Annotated in this window: 16 protein-coding genes; 9 read left to right on the forward strand and 7 right to left on the reverse strand. The window is 46.2% G+C overall.

Annotated features, from left to right (window positions below):
• Window positions 1-164 precede the first annotated feature (164 nt).
• Complete coding sequence (locus QUB52_RS11680; RefSeq protein ID WP_332973269.1) at window positions 165-1,787, forward strand: NB-ARC domain-containing protein; 1,623 nt, start codon at window positions 165-167, stop codon at window positions 1,785-1,787.
• Window positions 1,788-1,949: 162 nt separating this feature from the next.
• Here QUB52_RS11680 and QUB52_RS11685 read toward each other — a convergent pair whose 3' ends face one another.
• From QUB52_RS11685 to QUB52_RS11695, 3 genes are all read right to left on the reverse strand, one after another.
• Entirely contained in the window at window positions 1,950-3,680 is a 1,731-nt protein-coding gene (locus QUB52_RS11685; protein ID WP_265237103.1) for an NAD(P)H-quinone oxidoreductase subunit 4, read from the reverse strand.
• A gap of 247 nt (window positions 3,681-3,927) precedes the next feature.
• A complete protein-coding gene (locus tag QUB52_RS11690) occupies window positions 3,928-4,629 on the reverse strand; it encodes a DUF4079 domain-containing protein (protein WP_332973290.1) in 702 nt (233 codons plus the stop codon).
• A gap of 278 nt (window positions 4,630-4,907) precedes the next feature.
• The gene (locus QUB52_RS11695; protein ID WP_332973270.1) at window positions 4,908-5,591 is read right to left on the reverse strand and encodes a YHS domain-containing (seleno)protein; all 684 of its coding nucleotides are present in this window, start codon (window positions 5,589-5,591) and stop codon (window positions 4,908-4,910) included.
• Between the two features lie 293 nt (window positions 5,592-5,884).
• On the opposite strand from QUB52_RS11695, the gene QUB52_RS11700 reads away from it, so the two are divergent.
• The 3 genes from QUB52_RS11700 to QUB52_RS11710 all read left to right on the forward strand — a co-directional run bounded on the left by QUB52_RS11700 (window position 5,885) and on the right by QUB52_RS11710 (window position 8,800).
• Window positions 5,885-6,496 carry a cupin gene (locus tag QUB52_RS11700; RefSeq protein WP_332973271.1) on the forward strand — a complete coding sequence of 204 codons (612 nt, stop codon included), beginning with the start codon at window positions 5,885-5,887 and terminating at the stop codon, window positions 6,494-6,496.
• A gap of 172 nt (window positions 6,497-6,668) precedes the next feature.
• On the forward strand, window positions 6,669-8,123 hold the full coding sequence (locus QUB52_RS11705) for a sensor histidine kinase (RefSeq protein WP_332973272.1): 1,455 nt from the start codon (window positions 6,669-6,671) through the stop codon (window positions 8,121-8,123).
• Window positions 8,120-8,800, forward strand: a complete 681-nt coding sequence (locus QUB52_RS11710; protein WP_332973273.1) for a response regulator transcription factor — start codon at window positions 8,120-8,122, stop codon at window positions 8,798-8,800. The genes QUB52_RS11705 and QUB52_RS11710 overlap by 4 nt, the downstream gene beginning before the upstream one ends.
• A 169-nt stretch (window positions 8,801-8,969) precedes the next feature.
• On the opposite strand, the gene QUB52_RS11715 is transcribed toward QUB52_RS11710, so the two are convergent.
• Window positions 8,970-9,902 carry an ADP-ribosylglycohydrolase family protein gene (locus tag QUB52_RS11715; protein ID WP_332973275.1) on the reverse strand — a complete coding sequence of 311 codons (933 nt, stop codon included), beginning with the start codon at window positions 9,900-9,902 and terminating at the stop codon, window positions 8,970-8,972.
• A 298-nt stretch (window positions 9,903-10,200) separates the two neighbouring features.
• Between QUB52_RS11715 and minC the strand changes: the two genes are divergently transcribed.
• The 3 genes from minC to minE all read left to right on the forward strand — a co-directional run bounded on the left by minC (window position 10,201) and on the right by minE (window position 12,705).
• The gene (gene minC / locus QUB52_RS11720; RefSeq protein WP_265237097.1) at window positions 10,201-11,004 is read left to right on the forward strand and encodes a septum site-determining protein MinC; all 804 of its coding nucleotides are present in this window, start codon (window positions 10,201-10,203) and stop codon (window positions 11,002-11,004) included.
• A 395-nt stretch (window positions 11,005-11,399) separates the two neighbouring features.
• The gene (gene minD, locus QUB52_RS11725) at window positions 11,400-12,206 is read left to right on the forward strand and encodes a septum site-determining protein MinD (RefSeq protein WP_265237096.1); all 807 of its coding nucleotides are present in this window, start codon (window positions 11,400-11,402) and stop codon (window positions 12,204-12,206) included.
• A 115-nt stretch (window positions 12,207-12,321) separates the two neighbouring features.
• Window positions 12,322-12,705, forward strand: a complete 384-nt coding sequence (gene minE, locus QUB52_RS11730; RefSeq protein WP_265237095.1) for a cell division topological specificity factor MinE — start codon at window positions 12,322-12,324, stop codon at window positions 12,703-12,705.
• A gap of 325 nt (window positions 12,706-13,030) precedes the next feature.
• On the opposite strand, the gene QUB52_RS11735 is transcribed toward minE, so the two are convergent.
• The 3 genes from QUB52_RS11735 to QUB52_RS11745 all read right to left on the reverse strand — a co-directional run bounded on the left by QUB52_RS11735 (window position 13,031) and on the right by QUB52_RS11745 (window position 17,141).
• The gene (locus tag QUB52_RS11735; RefSeq protein ID WP_332973277.1) at window positions 13,031-15,643 is read right to left on the reverse strand and encodes a chloride channel protein; all 2,613 of its coding nucleotides are present in this window, start codon (window positions 15,641-15,643) and stop codon (window positions 13,031-13,033) included.
• Between the two features lie 40 nt (window positions 15,644-15,683).
• On the reverse strand, window positions 15,684-15,899 hold the full coding sequence (locus QUB52_RS11740) for a hypothetical protein (RefSeq protein ID WP_265237087.1): 216 nt from the start codon (window positions 15,897-15,899) through the stop codon (window positions 15,684-15,686).
• Window positions 15,900-15,986: 87 nt separating this feature from the next.
• On the reverse strand, window positions 15,987-17,141 hold the full coding sequence (locus QUB52_RS11745; protein ID WP_332973278.1) for a DUF58 domain-containing protein: 1,155 nt from the start codon (window positions 17,139-17,141) through the stop codon (window positions 15,987-15,989).
• 284 nt (window positions 17,142-17,425) lie between these two features.
• Between QUB52_RS11745 and QUB52_RS11750 the strand changes: the two genes are divergently transcribed.
• Window positions 17,426-18,706: a type IV pilus twitching motility protein PilT gene (locus QUB52_RS11750; protein WP_332969976.1), complete on the forward strand. Its 1,281-nt coding sequence runs from the start codon at window positions 17,426-17,428 to the stop codon at window positions 18,704-18,706.
• Window positions 18,707-19,283: 577 nt separating this feature from the next.
• Window positions 19,284-20,912: a polysaccharide biosynthesis protein gene (locus tag QUB52_RS11755; protein WP_332973279.1), complete on the forward strand. Its 1,629-nt coding sequence runs from the start codon at window positions 19,284-19,286 to the stop codon at window positions 20,910-20,912.
• Window positions 20,913-21,109: the final 197 nt, after the last annotated feature.

A 21,109-nucleotide genomic window follows, 5' to 3' on the forward strand; every position in this document is an offset into this window, starting at 1 on the left:
TGGCGGCGCGGTTGGAGATTTATCGTTGAGTGCTACAGATTAATTGCCGCGCCGACCCCCACCCTAGAATAGGTTCTACTACTTCCTGTCCCTGGATTTGAGGACTGAGCCAGGTTACAGAATATAATAGAATGTATATTTTTAGTACAGGCGAGATTCCTACTTTGACTACTCCGATCCCTCAAAACTTTGTGCAAACGATCGCCAAAGAGCGCGGTGTCACAGATGCCGAGTTAGAGACTCTGTTTATGGCTCTCGATGGTCAATCTACGGCTACCATTGCAACCCAGCTTGGCATTAGCGATATCGCAGTTCGCAAAAGATTAGGCGAAGTTTACAAAAAGTTTCAGATTGCGGGGAACGGCCCTGGAAAGCTCTCGGAATTGAGGCATCAGTTGCTATTTTCATACCACACGGAGCAGGGTTCGATCGATTTTAGTCGAAGTAAAGGATCTCTGTTCAAAATGCCTATCGCCCGCCGACAGGAAGATTGGGGCCAAGCACCGGATGTTGCGGTTTTTTACGGACGGACTGAAGAATTAACTACTTTAAAGCAGTGGATTCTATCGGATAATTGTCGGGTAGTAGCGCTGCTGGGTTTGGCCGGTAGTGGTAAAACCACTCTGTCGGTGCAGTTGGCAAAACAGGTACAGGATGAGTTTGATTTTGTGATTTGGCGATCGCTGCGATCGACTCCAGCACCATCCGACTTCCTCGCTAGCTTAATTCAACTTTTTTCTAACCAACAAAGACCTGATTTACCAGCAGACCTCAACGGCAAAATTTCGCGATTAATCGATTATCTGCGCAAACACCGCTGTCTGCTAATTTTAGACGATTTTGAATCAGTGCTCAAACCCGACGCACTAGCGGGACACTACCGCGAAGGCTGCGAAGGATATCGAGATTTAATTGTGCGGCTCTGTGAGGTCAATCACCATAGCTGTTTTGTCCTAGTTAGTTCCGAAGAACCTACGGAAATGGCTTTGCTGGCGGGAGAAAAAGTCAAGTCTTTAAAACCGGCGATTTCCCAGGAAATAGCCAGGGAAATTTTCCAAGAAAAAGGCTTATCGGCTCAAGATAGAGAATGGGAAATATTGTTAACCCGGTACGGAGGCAATCTGTTAGCATTGAAGATTGTAGCGACAACGATTCACGAGTTTTTTGATGGGAATGTTGGCAAATTCTTGGAAGCGACGGCGTTATTTATTGAAGAACATATCAGCAATTTGCTCGCGCAGCAGTTCGATCGAATGTCGAGTTCAGAACAAGAGATTTCCTACTGGCTGGCTATTGCTCAAAGTCCGATTTCCCTGGCGACTTTGCGAGAGCAGATGTTGGTCAATTCGTCGCTTTCGGATTTGCTCAAAAATCTCGATTCTCTGGGTCGTCGCTCGCTGATTGAAAAAATCAGTGAGGGCGGGGAAACTGTTTTTATGCTTCAGCCTTTAATCGTGCAATATGTAAGCGAAAGATTAGTCGAGCAGATTCGAGCAGAGGTTTTGGAGACGGTGAAGACGCAAGGAATAGAAAGAATGCGGCTATTGAAAACTCACAATTTGAGCGCGAGTATTGCTCAACAAAAAGAGATTAAAGAGGCTCGAAGTCGCTCTATTTTAGAATTAGTTAAAAATCGGCTGCAAGTTTTGTTTATGACAACTACAGGCTTTGAAGAACCGCTAAATATTCTGACCAAAGTTGCATCTTTGTTGGAATATAAATCAACCCTGGATGTGGGATATGCTAGGGAAAATCTAGCGCGGATTATTGCAGAAATTCAGCGCTAAGGCAACCGCAAAGATGGTTAGGACGTTGTTAATTGCTTCTTCTCTGTTCCCTCTTGTTACTCGCTCGCGAAGCCGAATGGCCTGCTTCCTTCTACAAAAAAACGATCGCCCTTTCAAAAAAAGCGATCGCCCGATTTTCAACAAAAACAGAATTCAATAAAATTATTTGACAATGCCCAAAACCGAGGCAGATTCAGAGGCAGTAATTTTGCCCAAAGCAGGCGTAGTTGGAGCCTGTGCAATTTTGGGAGCCAAAAATCCCTTCGCATAAATCTGAGGATTTTGTTGAGCGATTTGGATGTAAGATTCGCGGACTTCGGCATTCACCGCCACAGTCTTCGCGTCGTAAACCTGCATCGCCATGTTGGGATAAAAACCAATGCCGACAATCGGTATCAAAAAGCAAAATGCGATCGCCACTTCGCGAGGTTTAGCATCAATAAACGGTGCATCACCAGGCAAAACGCAACTATTACCGAAACAAACCGCTGCATCCAGATTATTTCTCTGATTCAGCAAATTTAGATCTTCGATGTCGCAAGCCGCCAATGTTCCACAGTTGTAAAATAACTGTCGCAGCATCGAGAGCAAATAAATCGGCGTCAAAATCAGTCCCACTGCCGCCAGGAACACAATCACCGCGCGGAAAGAAGTGCTGTACATATCGCTAGTTGCGACGCCCACAAACACTGACAATTCGCTAGCAAAACCGCTCATACCGGGGAGTGCCAAAGAAGCCATCGCGCCTGCTGTAAACAAGGCAAACACTTTCGGCATCACTTTCCCAATCTCGCCCATCTCGTCCATGATCATGGTATGAGTGCGATCGTAAGTCACGCCAGCCAGGAAAAACAATACTGAGGCGATCAAACCGTGGGAAATCATTTGCAGCAGCGCCCCGTTGATTCCCAAATCCGTGAAGGAAGCAATACCCAACAACACGAATCCCATGTGAGAAATCGACGAATTCGCAAGGCGGCGCTTCATGTTCGTTTGGCCGAAGGAATTCAGCGCGCCGTAGATAATATTAACCACGCCGAGCACCGCCATAATCGGTGCAAAGTAAACGTGTGCTTTGGGAAGAAGTTCTAAATTCAGGCGAATCAGTCCGTATCCGCCCATTTTCAGCAACACGCCAGCCAGAATCATCGACACAGGAGAAGATGCTTCACCGTGGGCGTCAGGTAGCCATGTGTGAAAGGGGAAAATCGCCAGTTTCACGCCGAAGGCAATGAACAATCCGCCATAAAGCAGGATTTCTAAACCTAGCGGATAGTCCTTCAAGCCGAGTTCTACCATGTCGAAGGTAACGTTTCCTCCGCCGTAAAATCCCATTGCTAAGGCAGCTATCAAAATAAAGATGGAAGCGCCGGCGGTGTAAATCAAGAATTTGGTAGCTGCGTAGCGACGGTTTTGTCCGCCCCAAATCGAGATTAGCAAGTACACCGGAATGAGTTCTAATTCCCAAACAATGAACAGCAGCATGATGTCTTGGGCGACGAATACTCCGATTTGTGCCGAATACATCACCAACATGAGGAAGTAGAACAATCGCGGCTTGCGATCGACCTCCCATGCAGCAAAAATAGATAGCGTCGTCACCAATCCCGCCAACAACACCAGCGGAACCGACAGCCCGTCAACCGAAACAGACCAGTTGAGGCCTAAAGAAGGTATCCAGGAATATTTCTCGACGATTTGGAAAGTAGAGATGCTCGGATCGTAGTGCGTCCAAAACACCCAACACATTAATACAAAATCTGTAATGCCTACACCCAGCGCATACCAGCGCACAGTTTTGCCGTCTGTATCGGGCAAAAAAGGGATGGCGAGGGCAGCGATGAGGGGTAGGATGACTATCGCGGTTAGCCAAGGAAATTGATCCGCTATCATGTTAGTGAGAATAAATACTTAGTTGGAAGTTACCTCGATTATAATACTTAAGTTAATAAAAATTTAAGATTTGTAAATATTTTTTTTCTACCAATACTGGGGTTAGTAACTTAATCACAGATTGTGGCAAATGTCAAGAACTTTTTTCAAATTAAATAAAGGTACGTTGTTGCGCTTGGGCGCTCTTTTGGATAACAGGAAAGAGCGCCCAAGCGCAACAATATATTTAAAAATTAACCCCGATCGCTCACGGTTTGGGGCAGGTCTTATTGGGGAAGTCACAGCTATAAATATAGGGTTTCTGCCAGTTTAGAGGAATTTCTAGCAAATCCCTGGTTCCAGTCATTCCCTGTCCCAGAAACAGCAGGACAGCGATCGAGTTCAAGATGACATGGACAGTGCGCCAGCGATTCGATCGATCTTTGTAGATGTCTTGAATTATGGCAAGGGAGAAAACCATCAGTAGCGCAGCGGTGATCCCAATGTAGTAGTGAGACCAATACCATTCATCGGTGCGACGATAAACGCCATCTTGAGTGCCAAGAATCACCAAGCCAGCACCAGTCAAAGTCGCAAATATGCCACGCCATAACGCCGGTGTCGATCGATACAACATGACCAAAGAGGCGATCGTCGCAACAAACATCAGCACAATGAAAATGACCTGAAACGAGTTTTTACTCCAAACATCCTTGCTCAAAATATGCTCAAAAATCGGGTAGCCTAGCCCCAACAGCGTCACTCCTACCACAGAGCCTGACAGAATTTTACCTGCTTTGACGTGTTCTGCGCCGACTACAGGAGGAATTTTGCTCTTATCCCCGGATGCAATTTGCTGGCGGCGCTGCATGGTTTGCCAAGCCATATTCAGAACCACGCCCAGCATCGGAAAAACGATCGCTACAGCTACAACGGGATGCAGCAAAGCCATAAAATCTTTAAATTCCATAAAGAACCTTTTTGTTTTTAAAGTCGATCGAACCTCAGATGTTACACCATTCTCAAGAACAGGCAAGATGCCTGTTCCACAAAACAGCAAGTTTGTTGTCGGGTAGGCGTCAGCAGCCACAGACAAGATGCCTGTGGCACCAAACATCAAATTGCTGGCGGGGTGGGCATCCCGCAAGCAGTAAAAAAACTTATTTGCGGTACAAAATGTGACTTTGAGCCAAGTATGACAGTTAAAAAAACAGTTACTGAGTACCCGCGCCCAAGTCCTATTAGAAGTTAGCGAAATAATTCTTTGTTATTCAAAATAGCCGGCCAATTTTTGTTTGCTAAAACAATGTGACCGGGAATATCACCCATCCACTGTGCTTGTACTTTCTTGTCGTAGTTGAGATAAAGCTTCCCATCAACAATTTTCCAGGCATCAGGCTGGGTGGCAACAAGATTGCCTTCACTCGCAGCCTGAGCGCAATATCCACCGTATTGAGGAGCATACTTTTCAGGATTTTGAGCAAACATATCGCGGTTTGCTGCACTAGCAAACATCCAAGTTGTTCCGCCCCAATCCTGTTTAAATTGGCTAACTCCCATCACTAATTTACTTTGGGTGAAATAGGCTACGACATCCTGACCATCAAGGGCTACGCCTTTCTCGGTATAATACTTAGGATGAACAGTTGTTGTGCTGCTTTTTCCTGCACAAGGATTGGCTTTACCCGCACAAGGATTAGCTTTACCCGCACAAGGATTGGCTTTACCCGCGCAAGGATTTTTACCAGCGCAAGGATTTTTACCAGCGCAAGGATTGGCTTTACCAGCGCAAGGATTGGCTTCTGCAATTTTGGATGAAACGGTTGTAGAGTTTGAGTTTGTTGAAGCTTTGAGATTGGCGTAGCTAACATTAGCTGTTGCCAAACCTAAAATGGTGGCAATGGCGATCGTGGTAATGTATTTTACTTTCATGTGTTTAATTCTAGATAAATTGTTAGTAGTTTCAGGCTAGATATTTGCTTGAAAATTCTTGCTTTCTGGCAAATCTGCTGATCTTTTGTTGTCCTCAAGACTTGAGGTTATTTACATTAACACTCAAGAATATGAGTGCTAGATGAGGAAGAGATGGATGGGAGATAAAACTCTGAATGCTGGATCTGTCCGTTTCTTCAGCAAAAATTCATCTGGGAATTAGGAACGCATCATCTAGTTAGCAGGAATATCTTATAGAGTGGAGATCAACCCCGATCATTGGTGTCAAATTTATGACAGGAAAAGACTGGTTAGTGACGGATGATGGACAGTACCATGTTTGCGAAGCTACTAATCAAATTGAAGATTTGACTCATCCCTACCGACTTTACCGCTTTTTAACTGACTTGGAAGATGTCTTAGAGCAAATTAGTGATGATTCTTTACGACTCCAGGCAATTTGTCCCCTTGTTCGCAGGTTGTTAGATAGTTCCCCCTGGTTTCAAATGTCTCTCCTTGAGCCTGACTCTGAGACTGGCTGGGCGGTACAAACACTTTATGATGAACCGTTTTTTCCTCTGACGGTGCAGTTGGTGGCTTGGGCTCCGGGTACAGTTTCTCCGATTCACAATCATGCGAGTTGGGGAGTGGTGGCGCTACTGGGTGGAGAGGAGAAAAATACTTTGTGGAGGCGATCGCCAATTCCGAAGTTTCCCGATAAAATTCAAACAGTGGGCGATATTTTGCTTGCACCTGGTGACGTTTTGTGCTTGATGCCTGATGCGATTCATCATGTGGAAGCCCTCGGAGATGAACCAACAATTAGTTTTAATCTTTATGGTGAAGCAGATTATGTTCGACGCTTTGAGTTTAACCAGATAAAAGGCACTGCGGAAAACTTTTAAGCGAGCATTCTGATGGATCTTTTTATCTACATTTCTGGACTCACTCATACCAAATAAACCACCTTTGGGGGACGGGCAAGATGCCCATCCCACAATTGCTGCTTTTGATTGCTCTAGTTGGAATTTGTATAATTTTTATACTTAATTACTATCACTAATGCTTACAAGAAAAATGAAGCAATTTCCCCGATTTAGATCTGTCCTCAACCATCTCACTGGTAAGCAAATTTCCACTTCTTCGCTTCAGTTTCGATTGACCCTAGAATTGCTAGTGCTGTCGATTTTAGGACTTAGCAGTGTGGCATTTTGGGCTGGCTGGCAAAGGTCGCAAAATCTAGTTGGTGCCCACAAACAAACGCTGGAATATATTGGAATGCGTTTTCCCGAACAGGTTGAACTTTATAGTGAAATGGGTTCACTAGAAATTGGCTTGACTCGAAGTGTTCATAAAGCTTCTACAGGAGGAATTATGGTGTGGGTGAAGCGAAAGGATGGGATGCTTTTGGTGAATTCACCTGATATGGATATGCAATCTTCTAAAATTACGAAGATGATCTCGTTGACGGAAGTACCTGCTGAGCCGACTTTTGTTCAGGTGGACGATCGCTATTTGGTGATCTGTAGCACGACTCTACGGATTAAAAATGAATTGCTGGGTACGGTATATTTTTCTCAAGATATCACTGATGAGCAACGTCAATTAAATGATGGGATTCGGAGTTTAATTGTTGTCTGTATTGTGGTAATCTTAGTGTTGATGGTGGCGATCGCCAGTCGCATACGTCATGCTCTCCGCCCTTTGGAACAGATGAGTCAGGTAGCTAGCACTTTGTCTGCTGATAATTTGCAGGCGGCAAAACTCCAACTGCATCAGGCTCCTGATGAGATTTTAGGACTTGCACAAACTTTTAATGAGATGTTGTTTAGATTGTCTGGTTCCTGGGAGCAACAACGCCAATTTGTTGGTAATGTTTCCCACGAATTACGCACTCCGCTGACCGTTGTTGTTGGTTATTTACAAAGTTTGCTGCGCCGCAGCACTAATTTAAGTGATTATCAACAGCAAGCACTGGAAACAGCGGTTGGGGAAACTGAACGCACGATTCGGATATTAGAAGATTTGCTAGATTTGGCACGGGCTGATAGTGGGAACCTGCACTTTCGCTTGCATCCGGTGATTCTGAATACTCTGGTGGCTGAGGTGGCCGAAATGAGTGCAAAGGTTAGCAATCGGAAAGTGATTTTGGTGTCAACTGATGAGGATGTTGTTGCTTGTGCAGATCAGGATCGTTTACAACAAGTTTTAATTAATTTAGTTGATAATGCAATTAAGTATTCTGCTCCCGAACAAGCTGTTGAGTTAGTCTTAGAAAAGAGGGAACAGCAGGTGATGGTTCATGTGCGCGATCGCGGAATTGGTATTTCTCTCCCCCATCAAAACCGGATTTTTGAGCGATTTTACCGGGTGGATGAGTCAATGACGCGCTCTAGAGACGGTACAGGGTTGGGATTGGCGATCGCCAAAAGCCTGATCGAAGGTATGGATGGACGTATCACGCTCCGTTCTAAACCGGGAGAAGGTAGTATTTTTACTATCACCTTACCTGTCTGGAATCCGCAGCTATGAGCGATCGCATTCTCTTGGTTGAAGATGACCCTAAACTAGCGAAGTTCATCGAATCTGAACTTACTCTAGAAGGCTATCACGTCACCGTCGCCCCCAATGGATTGGATGGATTGATGATAGCCCGCACGGCTGAACCGGATTTATTGATTTTAGATTGGATGCTTCCGGGTATCTCTGGATTGGATATTTGTTTAAGGTTGCGATCGACTGGCGTGCAAGTACCAATAATTATGTTAACAGCAAAAGATGAAGTACCCGATCGCGTAACGGGATTAAATGCTGGCGCTGATGATTATGTGACTAAACCTTTCAGTATGGAAGAACTCCTCGCGAGGGTGAAAGCACGTCTGCGCCGAACTCAACCAAATGATCCGGATCGATTAGAATTTGAAGACCTAATTTTGAATGGTTTAACCCGTGAAGTGTATCGAGGAAATCAACTGATTGAACTCACTGCTAAAGAGTTTGATTTGTTAGAATTTTTGCTGCGAAATCCCCGTCAAGTCATTACGCGCGATCGAATCTTAGAGAAAGTCTGGGGTTACGATTTTATGGGCGAGTCAAATATTATTGAAGTGTATATTCGGGCATTACGGATTAAGTTAGAAGCAAGTAACTCAAAACGCTTGCTGCATACTGTTCGGGGAGTTGGCTACGTGTTGCGAGAGCAAAAGTAATGATTTTTATAAAAAAACGACAAATTTTGTGTTTATCAAAAGTGAAAATGATGCTTATTTACATAATTATTTGGTCAGGTGCGTCGCTGTGAGATTGTCGATTTTTATGCGGGGATTTTTGCTCGCGACGCACCCTACGGCTAGTGTTGCATAAAAACTCAGTTTCTCGTCACCCGTGCGTAAGTCCTACAGTCAAGAGTTGTTCGGCGAAAGATGCAATTAAAGAGCGATGTGCCAATTGCGATCGCCATTTTTCCGGTATAGCAGATTCGCCGTAAAAAGCCCCCGCCAACTGTCCGTAAACCGCACCAGTTGTATCCGCATCGTCGCCCAAATTCACCGCCAACAAACACCCTTCGGCAAAAGACGAACTGTTATAAAATGCCCAAAGTGCCGCCTCTAATGACTTAACTACGTAACCAGTACCCTTAATTTCAGGAGGTTGTCGCCGTTTAAAAGAACCCGCTGCAATTTCATCAATTTCTGCCACGAGCGGGTGCGCGGCCCAATATTCGGCGATCGGACAATATCTTTCCGAAAGCAACACATCTTTGCTAATTCCATTCACAGCCCCCGCAATTAAAGTACCAAAATAGCGGCAAGCATCCACGCAAGTAGCAGCACCGTGAGTAGTGCGAGAACTTGCTCCCGATTTTTCTATTACTTCTAAAGGATTTGTAGCATAAAACAAAGGTACGGGAGCCAAACGCATAATGGAACCATTGCCAGCAGTCTGAGCATCGGTAAAACCGCAGTAAGGTTTTCTTGTATCTTCAAACTTCCAAAGTGCTTGTTGCACCGTATTGCCAATATCAAAACATTCACCAGTGCTGCTCAAATGTCCGTTTCGCCACCACTTGAGATAAGTTTCTAATTGATGGACTGGATCGAAACCTTGTTTCTCAATCAAACTTTCAGCTAAACAAAGTGCCATTGATGTATCATCAGTCCACTCTCCCGGTTGCAGTCGAAAAGGGCCGCCGCCAACCATATCGTTAATAGGCTCAAATGTTCCGGGGCGATGGAATTCTAAAGTTGTTCCCAAAGCGTCGCCAACTGCTAAACCGAGAAGACTACCGCGATAAAGTTCTATTTGCTGCATAAAGTAGTTAAAAATTAATAATTACAGGACTTAGACAAAAAGTGGTTTGACGCGCTACTTATCCCGCCTTTGGTGCGGAGTACACACCCTACTTTATTCCGATCTTAATTCTATTTCTCTGTGTTCTCTGCGCCCTCTGCGGTTAATTAAAAAAAAATCTTGGTGACAAACGAAATATAATTGCCTTACCTGCGGTTAAAAATAAAAAAACCAGACTTTTCGCCCCAAAAGCTGAGGCAAAAGACTACTCAGGCTAATATTGATGTTAACCTGTCTCTACCCGATATCAAACCGTCCCATGACACCCGATGCCTCCGCCGGAGCTGCTGCTGCCGCCCCTCAATCAACACCCGAAGTCAGCTTAGAGCTGCAAGTCCGACTCAAGACTGAAGATGGACAGCTATTGTTGCTACTTCCCCCAGAAACCAATAACGAAGCCGCAACTGGTACGGCATCGACTTGGACTGAACTTTGGCAACAGCTAAAAGTTAGGCTAAATGCTGGAGAACGCTTTTGGCAGGAAAATGCAGAAGTACAATTGATGGGGAGCGATCGACTTTTAGATATCCGCCAACTGCAAGAAATCGCCGATGCCCTCTCTGAAGTGGAACTGCAACTCAAACGAGTCCACACCAGCCGCCGCCAAACAGCCGTTGCCGCAGCTACTGCCGGCTATTGTGTAGAACAGCAGCCTCCGGTTTCTTCCCTGAATAAATCCACTGCCCAAAAACCGCAATCGCTGGCGGAACCTTTATATTTGCAGATGACAGTGCGATCGGGCGTAGAAATTCGTCATCCAGGGACGATCGTACTTTTGGGAGATGTAAATCCCGGTGGCTCAGTCATCGCCGGAGGCGATATCCTAGTTTGGGGCCGTTTGCGGGGCGTCGTGCACGCCGGTGCCGGCGGCAACACCAACAGCGTGATTATGGCCTTGCAGATGGAACCGATGGTGATTAGGATTGCTAAGTACGTTGCCAGAGGCCCAGAAACCTCACCCGCTCAGTTTTTCCCGGAAGTCGCCTATGTGACGCCTCAGGGGATTCGGATCGGCAGAGCCTCTGATTTTGACAAATCGCAGTTAATCGGCGGTAATGAGTAATAAGTCATCAGTCATTAGTCATTAGTCATTGGTCATTAGTCATTGGTCATTGGTCATTGGTCATTGGTCATTAGTAATACTATTTTTCTTTAAGTCGGCGCTTGATAATTTTGGTCTTGGCGAAATTAGTCAGTCAAGGAAATTTTAAAATTTCAGTGCAAATTTAGAGACAATTCGTAGAACAATGAGAGTTATGAGTTTTGAGTGTTGAGTTGATTCAATGAATAACAGATTGCGGCCCAATTCTCATAAAATAATTGCCAACAAACGACAAATAATAAGATTAATTGCCAATGACCAATGACTAATGACTACTGACTAATGACCAATGACTACTGACTACTGACTACTGACTACTGACCAATGACTACTGACCAATAAATCTAAAATCGCTTATGGCTCGCATTATTGTTGTTACATCAGGGAAAGGCGGAGTGGGAAAAACCACATCCACAGCTAATCTCGGCATGGCTTTAGCTAAGCGGGGGCGCAATGTTGCCGTAATTGATGCCGATTTCGGCCTCAGAAATTTAGACTTGCTGCTGGGCTTAGAAAACCGGATTGTTTACACGGCATTAGAAGTTCTCGCCGGAGAGTGCCGGTTAGAGCAAGCTTTGGTGAAAGATAAGCGGCAGCCGCGTTTGGTGCTGTTGCCGGCTGCTCAAACTCGGATGAAGGATGCCATCAGCGCCCAGCAAATGAAGCAGCTTGTGGGGATGTTGTTACCAAAGTATGACTATATTTTGATCGACTCTCCGGCTGGAATTGAACAGGGTTTTCAAAATGCGATCGCCCCGGCGCAAGAAGGTATCATTGTCACCACTCCAGAAATCGCTGCTGTTCGTGATGCCGATCGAGTCATCGGCCTGCTGGAAGCCAACAACGTCAAGAAAATCCAGCTAATCGTCAACCGGATTCGGCCCGCAATGGTGCTGGCAAATGATATGATGTCGGTGCAAGACGTGCGGGAAATCCTCGCCATTCCGCTGTTAGGCGTTGTTCCCGACGACGAGCGCGTCATCGTTTCCACCAACCGAGGCGAACCATTAGTATTGTCGGAAACAGCCTCTTTAGCTGGAACTGCCTTCGACAATATTGCCCGCCGCTTAGAAGGCGAAAAAGTTGAATTTCTAGATCTCAATCCCCGTCGGGAAAACTTGTTTACTCGACTCCGCAAGTTCTTAAACATTAAAATTATGTGATGTGCTGCAATATTGGCGATCGATCTTGAACAGCAGCCACTGCATCACAAAAAGTAGCCGAAATTTTCCCCAGTGATTTTTTCTATGCCCAACCCTTGACAAACCAGATCTACCCATGCTGTACACACTTCTCGAAAGACTTTTCCCGCACCCCCCTGACAACAGCCGCGACGATGTAAAACGTCGCCTCAAACTGGTTCTAGCCCACGATCGCTCAGAGCTCAGCCCCGAAATGGTTGAGTCGATGCGCCGAGAAATTCTAGAGGTGGTGTCTCGCTATGTGGAAATTGATACTACCGAGTCGGAGTTCTCGCTAGCTAGCGATCAGCGGGCTACAGCATTGATTGCAAATCTCCCGATCCGGCGGGTGAGGCGGGAACATCCACCGGAAAATTTGCCCTATAAATTGCCAGAAAAATTGCCAGAGAATCGACCTGAAAATGTTGCTGAGTATGTACCGGAGTATGTAGTCGAAACTCTCCCCGACACTACGGATTAACCAGGGAGCATCTGCGGGTTTGTAAAAATATTTTTTTTGTGGGAATGCGAGCCTTGACTGCACGACAGCGCGACAAAAACAAAACTCAGATGCTCTCTCAAGAACTACGATCGTTTCTATCAAAAAATTTTCAAACTCAAAACAAATCACCGGATGAACGATCGCTCTACGATTCCTATCCTGTCCGCTCGATTACTATAACAAAAACGGTTCGCGCGTGCGGAATTTATTCCGCAATAAGAGCGGATTTTAGTCCGAACTACGAACCTTACTTACTGCGGCTAATCGACCGGAAACTATATCTCTTGTGGTTCATTTTGCTGCTTCAAAACGCTCTTACCAAAATCACATTGCAGTTGCTTTGACGAGAAATCAGGGCTGGAATATTTCCCTGTTTCATCTGTTGCAACAATCCCTCTCGACTCGCACCCAAAATAATCACATCGCTTCCATCCTGCTTGGCATAACTCAATACTGCCGCCGACACAGAATCAGCACATACAGAAGTCGTCAAGATAGAGGCATTCACTTGGGGCTTGAGAAACTCAGCGGCAACTTTCAAGATTTCCTCGGTTGGTTCAAAGTCAGCGCGATCGGCTTGGCGCTCCTCAGAAGCATCGTACACATGAAATAATCTGACTTGTGCGGTTTTGCTCATAGAAATCAATCCAGGTAGCAACCGAACTGCTTGCTGGGCATTGGGGCCGCCTGCCATTGGTACTAACCACCGCTCAAAAATTGCTCGATCGGTTAACTTAACCAACACTACTTCACAAACAGCCTGTCGAATCATAGTATCGACAACTCGACTAAAAACCCGCCCCGGTGTTTTAGTGCTGCCTTTCCACCCCATGAAGACGAGATCGATATGTCGCTCTTCAATCGTTTCGAGAATGGCACTTGACAAATCATGCGCCACTAGAATCTGGGTATGGATCGGAACTTGCCACGCTTGACACAGACGGGTTGCCTGCTTTAGTAGCTTTTGACACTCCGCCGTTTTTACTGGAGTTTCTGCAAGCGCCTCATGTCTTGGCACAACAATCACCTGCAAACATTCAATTTCATAGTTGCGATCGCGGGCAATTGCCACTGCCATTTCTAACAGCGTCAGGGATGTTTTTGGATTGCTCAACGGCACGAGGATGCGCCCTTGTCCCGTTTCTGGCGATTTGGTTTGGTGAATGATCCGAGCTCGTTCTACCTTGGGTTGAGCGAGATTTTCGTTGTTGAGATAAGCTGCTTCAACCCGAATAATATCGCTGCGGGTAATAATACCCACCAATCGCCGTCCTTCTACGACTGGTAAGCTATGGAGATTGTGTCGATCGAGCAAATGCAGCACATAGGCAAGCGTATCTTCTGGGTTAATGCGAACAGGCTCTGGTGTCATCAGCTCGCTGACAAGATTCTCACCATTCAATCCTCGTGCAGAAAAGTTGGCAATATCCTTTTGAGTTACAATGCCGACAAGCTTGCCGCTTTCTACCACCGGAAACGTGCGGTGGGAAGACTGAGAAAACGCCTGTAACGCTTCTTCCAGCCGAATTAGACTAGAAAGCGTTTCTACTTTCGGCTGCATCACATTCAATGCAGTTAAATCTGTCCAAGGATCTTGAGCGCTCGTTTCTTTCGTCAGGTGAATGCCTTTAAAAGCCAGCAAGCGATCGTAAAGCGAACCCTCATCAAGCAATTCTGCAATCAGATAAGAAGTCACAGATACGATCATCAGCGGCAACACTAAATTAAAGTCAGTCGTCATCTCAAACACCAGGATTACCGCAGTAATCGGAGTGCGAGCAACCGCACAGAAAAATGCCGCCATCCCCACCCGTGCATAAGTGGTTGCCAGACTTAAACCCAAAACTTGGTGTTCCGCGACTCCTACGAGGTATCCTAACGCTGCACCGAGTACCATGCTGGGAATCAGCAACCCGCCCGGTGCGCCAGAACCGTAGGTGACGACGATCAGAAAAAAGTGGATGCAAAAGACGATCGCCACGAGTTGCCAGTCTGCATTTCCGGTTAATAGCAATTCTTTGAGTCCGGCATTGTCTCGAAATATATCTGGTAAGGCAGCGAGTGCAATTCCCGTAATCAGCCCAGCAAATCCGATGCGCCAGGGTAAGCTGACACGGAAAAAGCGGCGGTACAACGTCAAACTTGTCAGGATTGAGCGATTGAACAGCACGCCAAGTCCGCCTGCTAGGATTCCTAGCAGCAGGTAAAAGGGAATCTCAGCAGCAGAAAAGCTGGTATTAAAGACAACAAGATGCAGGTCTAAATCGAGATTGTGCGAACCACTGATCCGAGCGACAACTGACCCGATGAACGAAGCCAGGATCGCGGTTCCCAAGGTGATTCCAGACACGTCTTGCAACAGTTCTTCGACCACAAATAAAACACCTGCGATCGGCGCGTTAAAGGCGGCTGCAAGTCCCGCTCCGGCCCCGGCTGCGAGGATCTGACGGCGATGGTCGGGTGAAGTTGGAAACCATCGACTCAGTTGACTCGCTAACGCTGCCCCAATCTGTACCGTCGGGCCTTCTCGTCCGAGGGGTATGCCGGCAGCGAGTATGAGGGTGGCGCTGACCAACTTCACTAGGGCAATTCGTAAATTCAAAGGCATCGGAACGTTGGCGAGTACCGCCTTGACTTCGCTCATGCCGCTCCCGCTGGCGGCCGGAGCCAGGCGATCGACTATGAATCCAGACAAGAATCCGCCTAGGGCCCCGATCAAGGGCAGCGCAATATAGGCCGGGATTAAATGCGTTGCCTGCTGCCGCCAGCCGCCGAGCCAACCTACTCCTTGTGCCAACAGTAGCGCAGCCAGTCCTGACACTAGCCCAATCAGGCAGGCTTCAAAAATCGCCAATCGCTTGGGACGCAACAGTTGATGGGAAAAGCGACTCCAGATAAGTTTTCCGATGCGTATCATTTTGCCTTTGGGAAAAGTGCAGACATTGACGATCCTCCGGTTAAAGCAGCGGTTTGGGGGATGGTGGATTGAGACCCGCAGGCTGCTCGGTGGGCGATCGCCAAAGCTGTTGTGGGTGATGCCTAAACCAGTAGTCTATCGTAATGCCACCCACGAACAACAGCAGCAATAAATATAGTTCTGTTCGCCCAAAAATAAAGTTTGAGCGATCGCCGGAAGAAAAATTTCTCTCTTTGTCATCAAATTCGTCTTTCATATTTCTGTACACAAAACTATAAAAAGGCTCCCATTCTGAGTAAAGCGGCTCCGATCTTCATTCTTAACGATCGTAGCGTTTAAAAGTCTAGGAGACGCTTGCTTGTAACTGAAGTTCTAACGGTCGGTCGGAGCGAATTTCTAAGCCCGGTAAATCGTGTTTTACTAATATTTTTTCGTCTGTTTCAGCAGTGGCGCTCGGCCACAGTACCCAGCGGCTGCCTTGGGAAAGAGTGCTTAAACTGGCAGCGTTTTGAGTCAGCCAAATTATCGACAGTTTCGATCGATTCTCGATCGCCTCTTCCCCAGCATTAACCGCGGCTAAAGTTTCCAAAACTACCCGGTTCCCCGATACGAGTCCGGTTCCGGCAGTCCAAAGTTTGACGTTTAACAGGCGCTTGCTAGCATAGAAGTAAAGAGAAGCTGCTACTGTCACGGCTCGTTCAAATTCCTTTGCTTCCCACATGGCACCGCTGTCGAGAGCAATAATAATTTCTTGACCGCCGGCGGCAACTTCTAACTCTCTCACCCGCAGTTCTCCGTAGCGGGCGCTGGTGCGCCAGTGAATCAGGCGGGTGGGGTCTCCGTGGCGGTAAGGTCTGAGGTTGCGGGTGAGGCCTTCGGTAGCAGTTTGCGATCGACTGCGATTGTACAATTGCGGGCTGTCTTCTTGACCGATGCGATCGATCAAAGGACAAGTGCTCAACGGCAAAACCAGCGGGTAGACAACCGCTACCGCTTTCGCCGGACGGCTGCGGCGGCACCAAAACAACCCTAAAGGCGCAGCCGTTCTCAAGTGCACCTCTTGCCAGCGATAGATACCGCGCTGCCGGATTTCTAGATAGTATGTATCCCTGTATGTACTGTTAGGCTCTATGACTTCGATCGGGCGGACGACCTCTTTTCCCAATACAAACGGCAAGATGTCTACTACTTGCAACAAAGTTTTAGGTTGGCGATCGCGATTTTCGATTTCTAGTTCGATCGTAATTTTATCCCCCGCACTCACTGGTTCGATCGGGCGACGGCGGACTTCCAAGGAACGAAGCGATTTTGCCGGCAAAACCGCCGCTACTACCAACAACGCCAAACTCCCACCGCTTAGTGCGTACAGCCACCCAGCCATTGTATTAGTAGCAGAACCAAAAAAGAAAACCGTCATTCCCGATAGCAGCCAACCCGCGTAGGCGGGAGTAACAGCGCGATTTTCGAGCCAGTCGGCAATTTTTTGAATGATGTTCATACAAGTTAAAACTGTTAATTGCTCGATCGCCCACCAAGCCTAATTGTAAAATATTTTCACCATTTAGCACCGAATTAGCAAGCGAGCGATTAGATTAGAAATCGGGCATTTTTTCGCAATAAATCTACATTGACCCCGCCCAAAAACGGATACCGTGCCACGTACACTCAATCACGGTCGATCCCCAAATTTTAGACTAAGAGTTCCTGCTCCCAGATTAATCTGTGGAGTAAATCTAAAATCTAAAATCTAAAATCTAAAATAGACTGACTGGAGACCAAAAAATGAACCCATTAAACAATCCTACACCTGTTCGACCAGACGCTCAAGCCCGCCGCACACCGCCGCCTCCGCCGCCCTTGGGTGTAACACCCGCCCATCCTGCACCCCCACCGAGTGCGCCCCCCTCGGCCCAGCAGCGTCCTGTTGAGACTCCCGTCAGTACGATCGAACAAATGGTCAGAGATGCCCATAGCGCAGGTGCTTCCGACATTCATGTTCGAGTCGGCCAAGTACCTAGATTTCGGATTCGGGGCGTGATGCAAATAGCAACCAGCCACCCGAAAGTAACACCAGAAATTTTTGAACACTACTTAGCTGAAATTCTCAGCCCCGAACAACGAACACAGTTTACTAATACCAAAGAATTAGATGCAGCAATTTTTTACCCAGGCTTCGTGCGCTGTCGTGTCAATTGTTTTGATTCCCTCAGCGGTGGTGCCATAGTATTGCGGTTGATCAGTTTGGAAATACCGACTATCGATTCCTTGAGGTTGCCAGAAGCTCTCAAAAATATCATTTTGCGATCGCAGGGATTAATATTAGTTACAGGGCCTACCGGTTCGGGAAAATCAACAACAGTAGCTGCGATGATCGACCATCTCAACCAGATGGAACAGAAGCACGTAGTTACAATTGAAGACCCGATCGAATTTATTCACCCTTCCAAAAAATGCTTAGTTAGCCAGCGGGAAGTCGGCTTGCATACCCACGAGTTTCAACAGGCTTTGCGGGCAGTTTTGCGGGAAGACCCCGATGTAATCCTGATCGGAGAAATGCGCGATCGCGTTACCATCAATACAGCCCTGCAAGCAGCTCAAACAGGTCACTTAGTAATTGGAACCCTCCACACTCGCAGCGCCATTAACGCTATCAACCGATTGTTGAACCTCTACCCGCCCGAAGAACAACAGGCCATGCGGATTCAAATTTGCGATTCTTTAGTAGCGGTAGTTGCCCAACTTTTGCTGCCAACTGTTGACAACCGCCGCGTCGCAGTTCACGATATTTTAGTGAATACGCCAGCTATGCAGGAATACTTGATGAAAGGTGCTGATGATGAAGCTTTCCGGTTGATGGAAACTGACACCTACGAAGGAATGCAGATTATCAACCAGGGGCTTTACAAATTAGTGCTTGAAGGCAGAGTGACCATCGAAGAAGCGGCTAAAACTTCTCCCGAAGCCAGCGATTTAGACCGTCGTTTGCGGACAGGAGGCTACGATCCTGCCTCGGCTCGCGAGTTTGAAGGCAGCAAAAAAGAGCGCAGCGTTCGCGCCCGGTAGCAACACACATACAGGGGTAGGCACAGCAGCACTACCCCTGCGATCGGGTAGCAATCTTTTGGGCCGACCGAAATATTTGGCGCTGTTGTGCCTATACTTACTTAAATTAACTATATTTAGTATCAAAAAAAACACTGTATTTAAGTAGTCAAAGGCTAGAAAATCAATTTTAAGTATATTTTTAAGCTTTTTTAACGCCGCCTACTTTACATTAACTTTAAAATTGCGTGAAAAATCGCAGGGAATTGCAAAGAAATAGTAAAGATTAGTCCTGAGTATTGCCAACAGCCAGCAACTTAAGTTTATAGTTGTAGTGATCAATTTTTGACCGATCGCGTTCCGACTTAGCCGATCGCAAAAGTAAGCAGGTTAAAAAAGCGCTTAATAAAACTACAAGTAGGCTTAATACAAGTAATTTACTAGGAGAACCGATTGCCTGTCTTTCCAATTAAGTCGCTTTCAGTCTAAAAACATCCTAAAATCCAGCAGACTTTTAAAGATTCTGTCCCTTGAAAATCTGTTTAAAAACTTTGAATCAGCAACGGTATTTCTAGAATTTACAGGAGCAAAGAACGTCATGAGTGCATTTAACCTCTCAGAAATGTTTAAAGGTGCCAGCAAAGCTGAAATAATCGATCGCATCCAGCAGCTAGTTCCCCCAGGTTCCCCGGAACCGCAAGATCCTGAAATCCTAGCAGTCTTACAAAGTCTCACCGCAAAGCTAATCGCCGCCTATCAAGCCGACGGACAACTAGAAAGCGAACCTTTTAGCGACGTGCGCGATCGCACCGTTCACCTCTACGCCTCCGCAGTCAGCAGCAAAATCAAAGGAAAAACCATTCTCGTAACCGGGGGAGAAGGATGCGTCGGCGGTTTCTTAATCGAAAAACTCCTCGAATTAGGCGCAACTAAAATCATTTCCGTAGACAAAGCCCGATGTCAAAACCCCGAAGAAACTCTCCCGCACTTTAACAAAGAAGGTGCAGTAACTTTCTATGCCGCCGACATTCGCAACTTCGAGGCGCTGAAACACATATTTGACATAGAAAAACCAGACATTGTTTTTCACCTAGCAGCCCAACGCCAACCAGGACTAGCTGAAATCCAAATCCGAGAAACAGTGACAACCAGCCTATTAGGATGCCAACACGTCATCCAACTCTGCGAAGAATACGGCTCAGAACACTGCATCTTCTCTTCCACAGGCAAAACATCTCGATATTTTACAACCGAAGTTTACGCAGCCTCCAAAAAGTTTGCCGAATGGCAATTTGCCAAAGCAGCTCAAGTAGGAGATGTAACTTACGGGATGGTTCGCTTTACTCATATGTTGGAAAATAGCTTGTTCTGCGAGCAAATGTCCAAAAAAGTAGAGCAAAGTAAAACAGTCAACGTTCACGCTCCCCACCGCTATGTAACCGCTCAAAATCTGATCGAAGCCGTACATTTATTACTGAATGCGCTGATTGTTTCCGTTCCCGGAAAACTGAAATTTGTCGCCGTTTCCAATCTCGGATGGCCGACAGAAACCCTGGAAGTCGCTCTTTATAAAATTCTTGAGTCAGGAAACAATCTGCCGATTTATTTTCAAGGACTTTTACCGGGCTACGAAGAACCGTTTTTCCTCGGACAGTTTGACTGGAACAAACCGACAGATATTCACCTCCTAATTAATGTTCTGGAAGATCCTTTTAGAATTGTTGACGATGCTGGCGACATGGTGACTGTAGAATTAGCTCCTTTTTCTTTGCGCGTGTTAGATAAACAAGTGTCGAACCTGGAAAGCTTAATCAGCGATCCAGATTTCCCGGAAGTGCAAATCAAGCACGCTCTTGTCGCAGCGGAAAAAGAAGTGATTGCTTCATCTTTTGCGTGGAGTTCCCCTCAAGATTTGTTGAAGATTTTGCAGTGGGGCATCAATCCCAAGAAATTGCAAGGCTACGGAACAGAAATTTCTGACTACAGGGAGATTATCGAACTCCTTCTGCAAGGAATGTACGGGCGGCTTAACCAAGAAATCTTGAACAGTGCTGGAGTTACTGCTGATGAATTTGATGACTTAGTTGAGAGTCTTTCTACACTGGATTCTATTCAAGGAGAAGTGGGATATTTGCGATCGATGTCGAGATATCTCAGAGAATTTGTACTCCCCGCACAGTTCACCCAAAAAAAATATGAACCTGTTCCTGTCCGCGAAGCAGCTTAGCTTAAAAAGTTGTAGAGATTGCTTCGTTGTTTTTTATTAATTAACAGCAGAACACCTCGAAACCCGGTATCTTTGAGATACGGGGTTTCTCAAGTATTTTGAGATTAAATTGATCTACTTAATATTTGTCATAATCGACATTATATGATAGTTTAGATAGCGTTACTCCTTGAGTTGACAAAGGTACAATTTGATTA

Source organism: Microcoleus sp. A6-C6, assembly GCF_036705955.1.
GTDB lineage: Bacteria > Cyanobacteriota > Cyanobacteriia > Cyanobacteriales > Microcoleaceae > Microcoleus.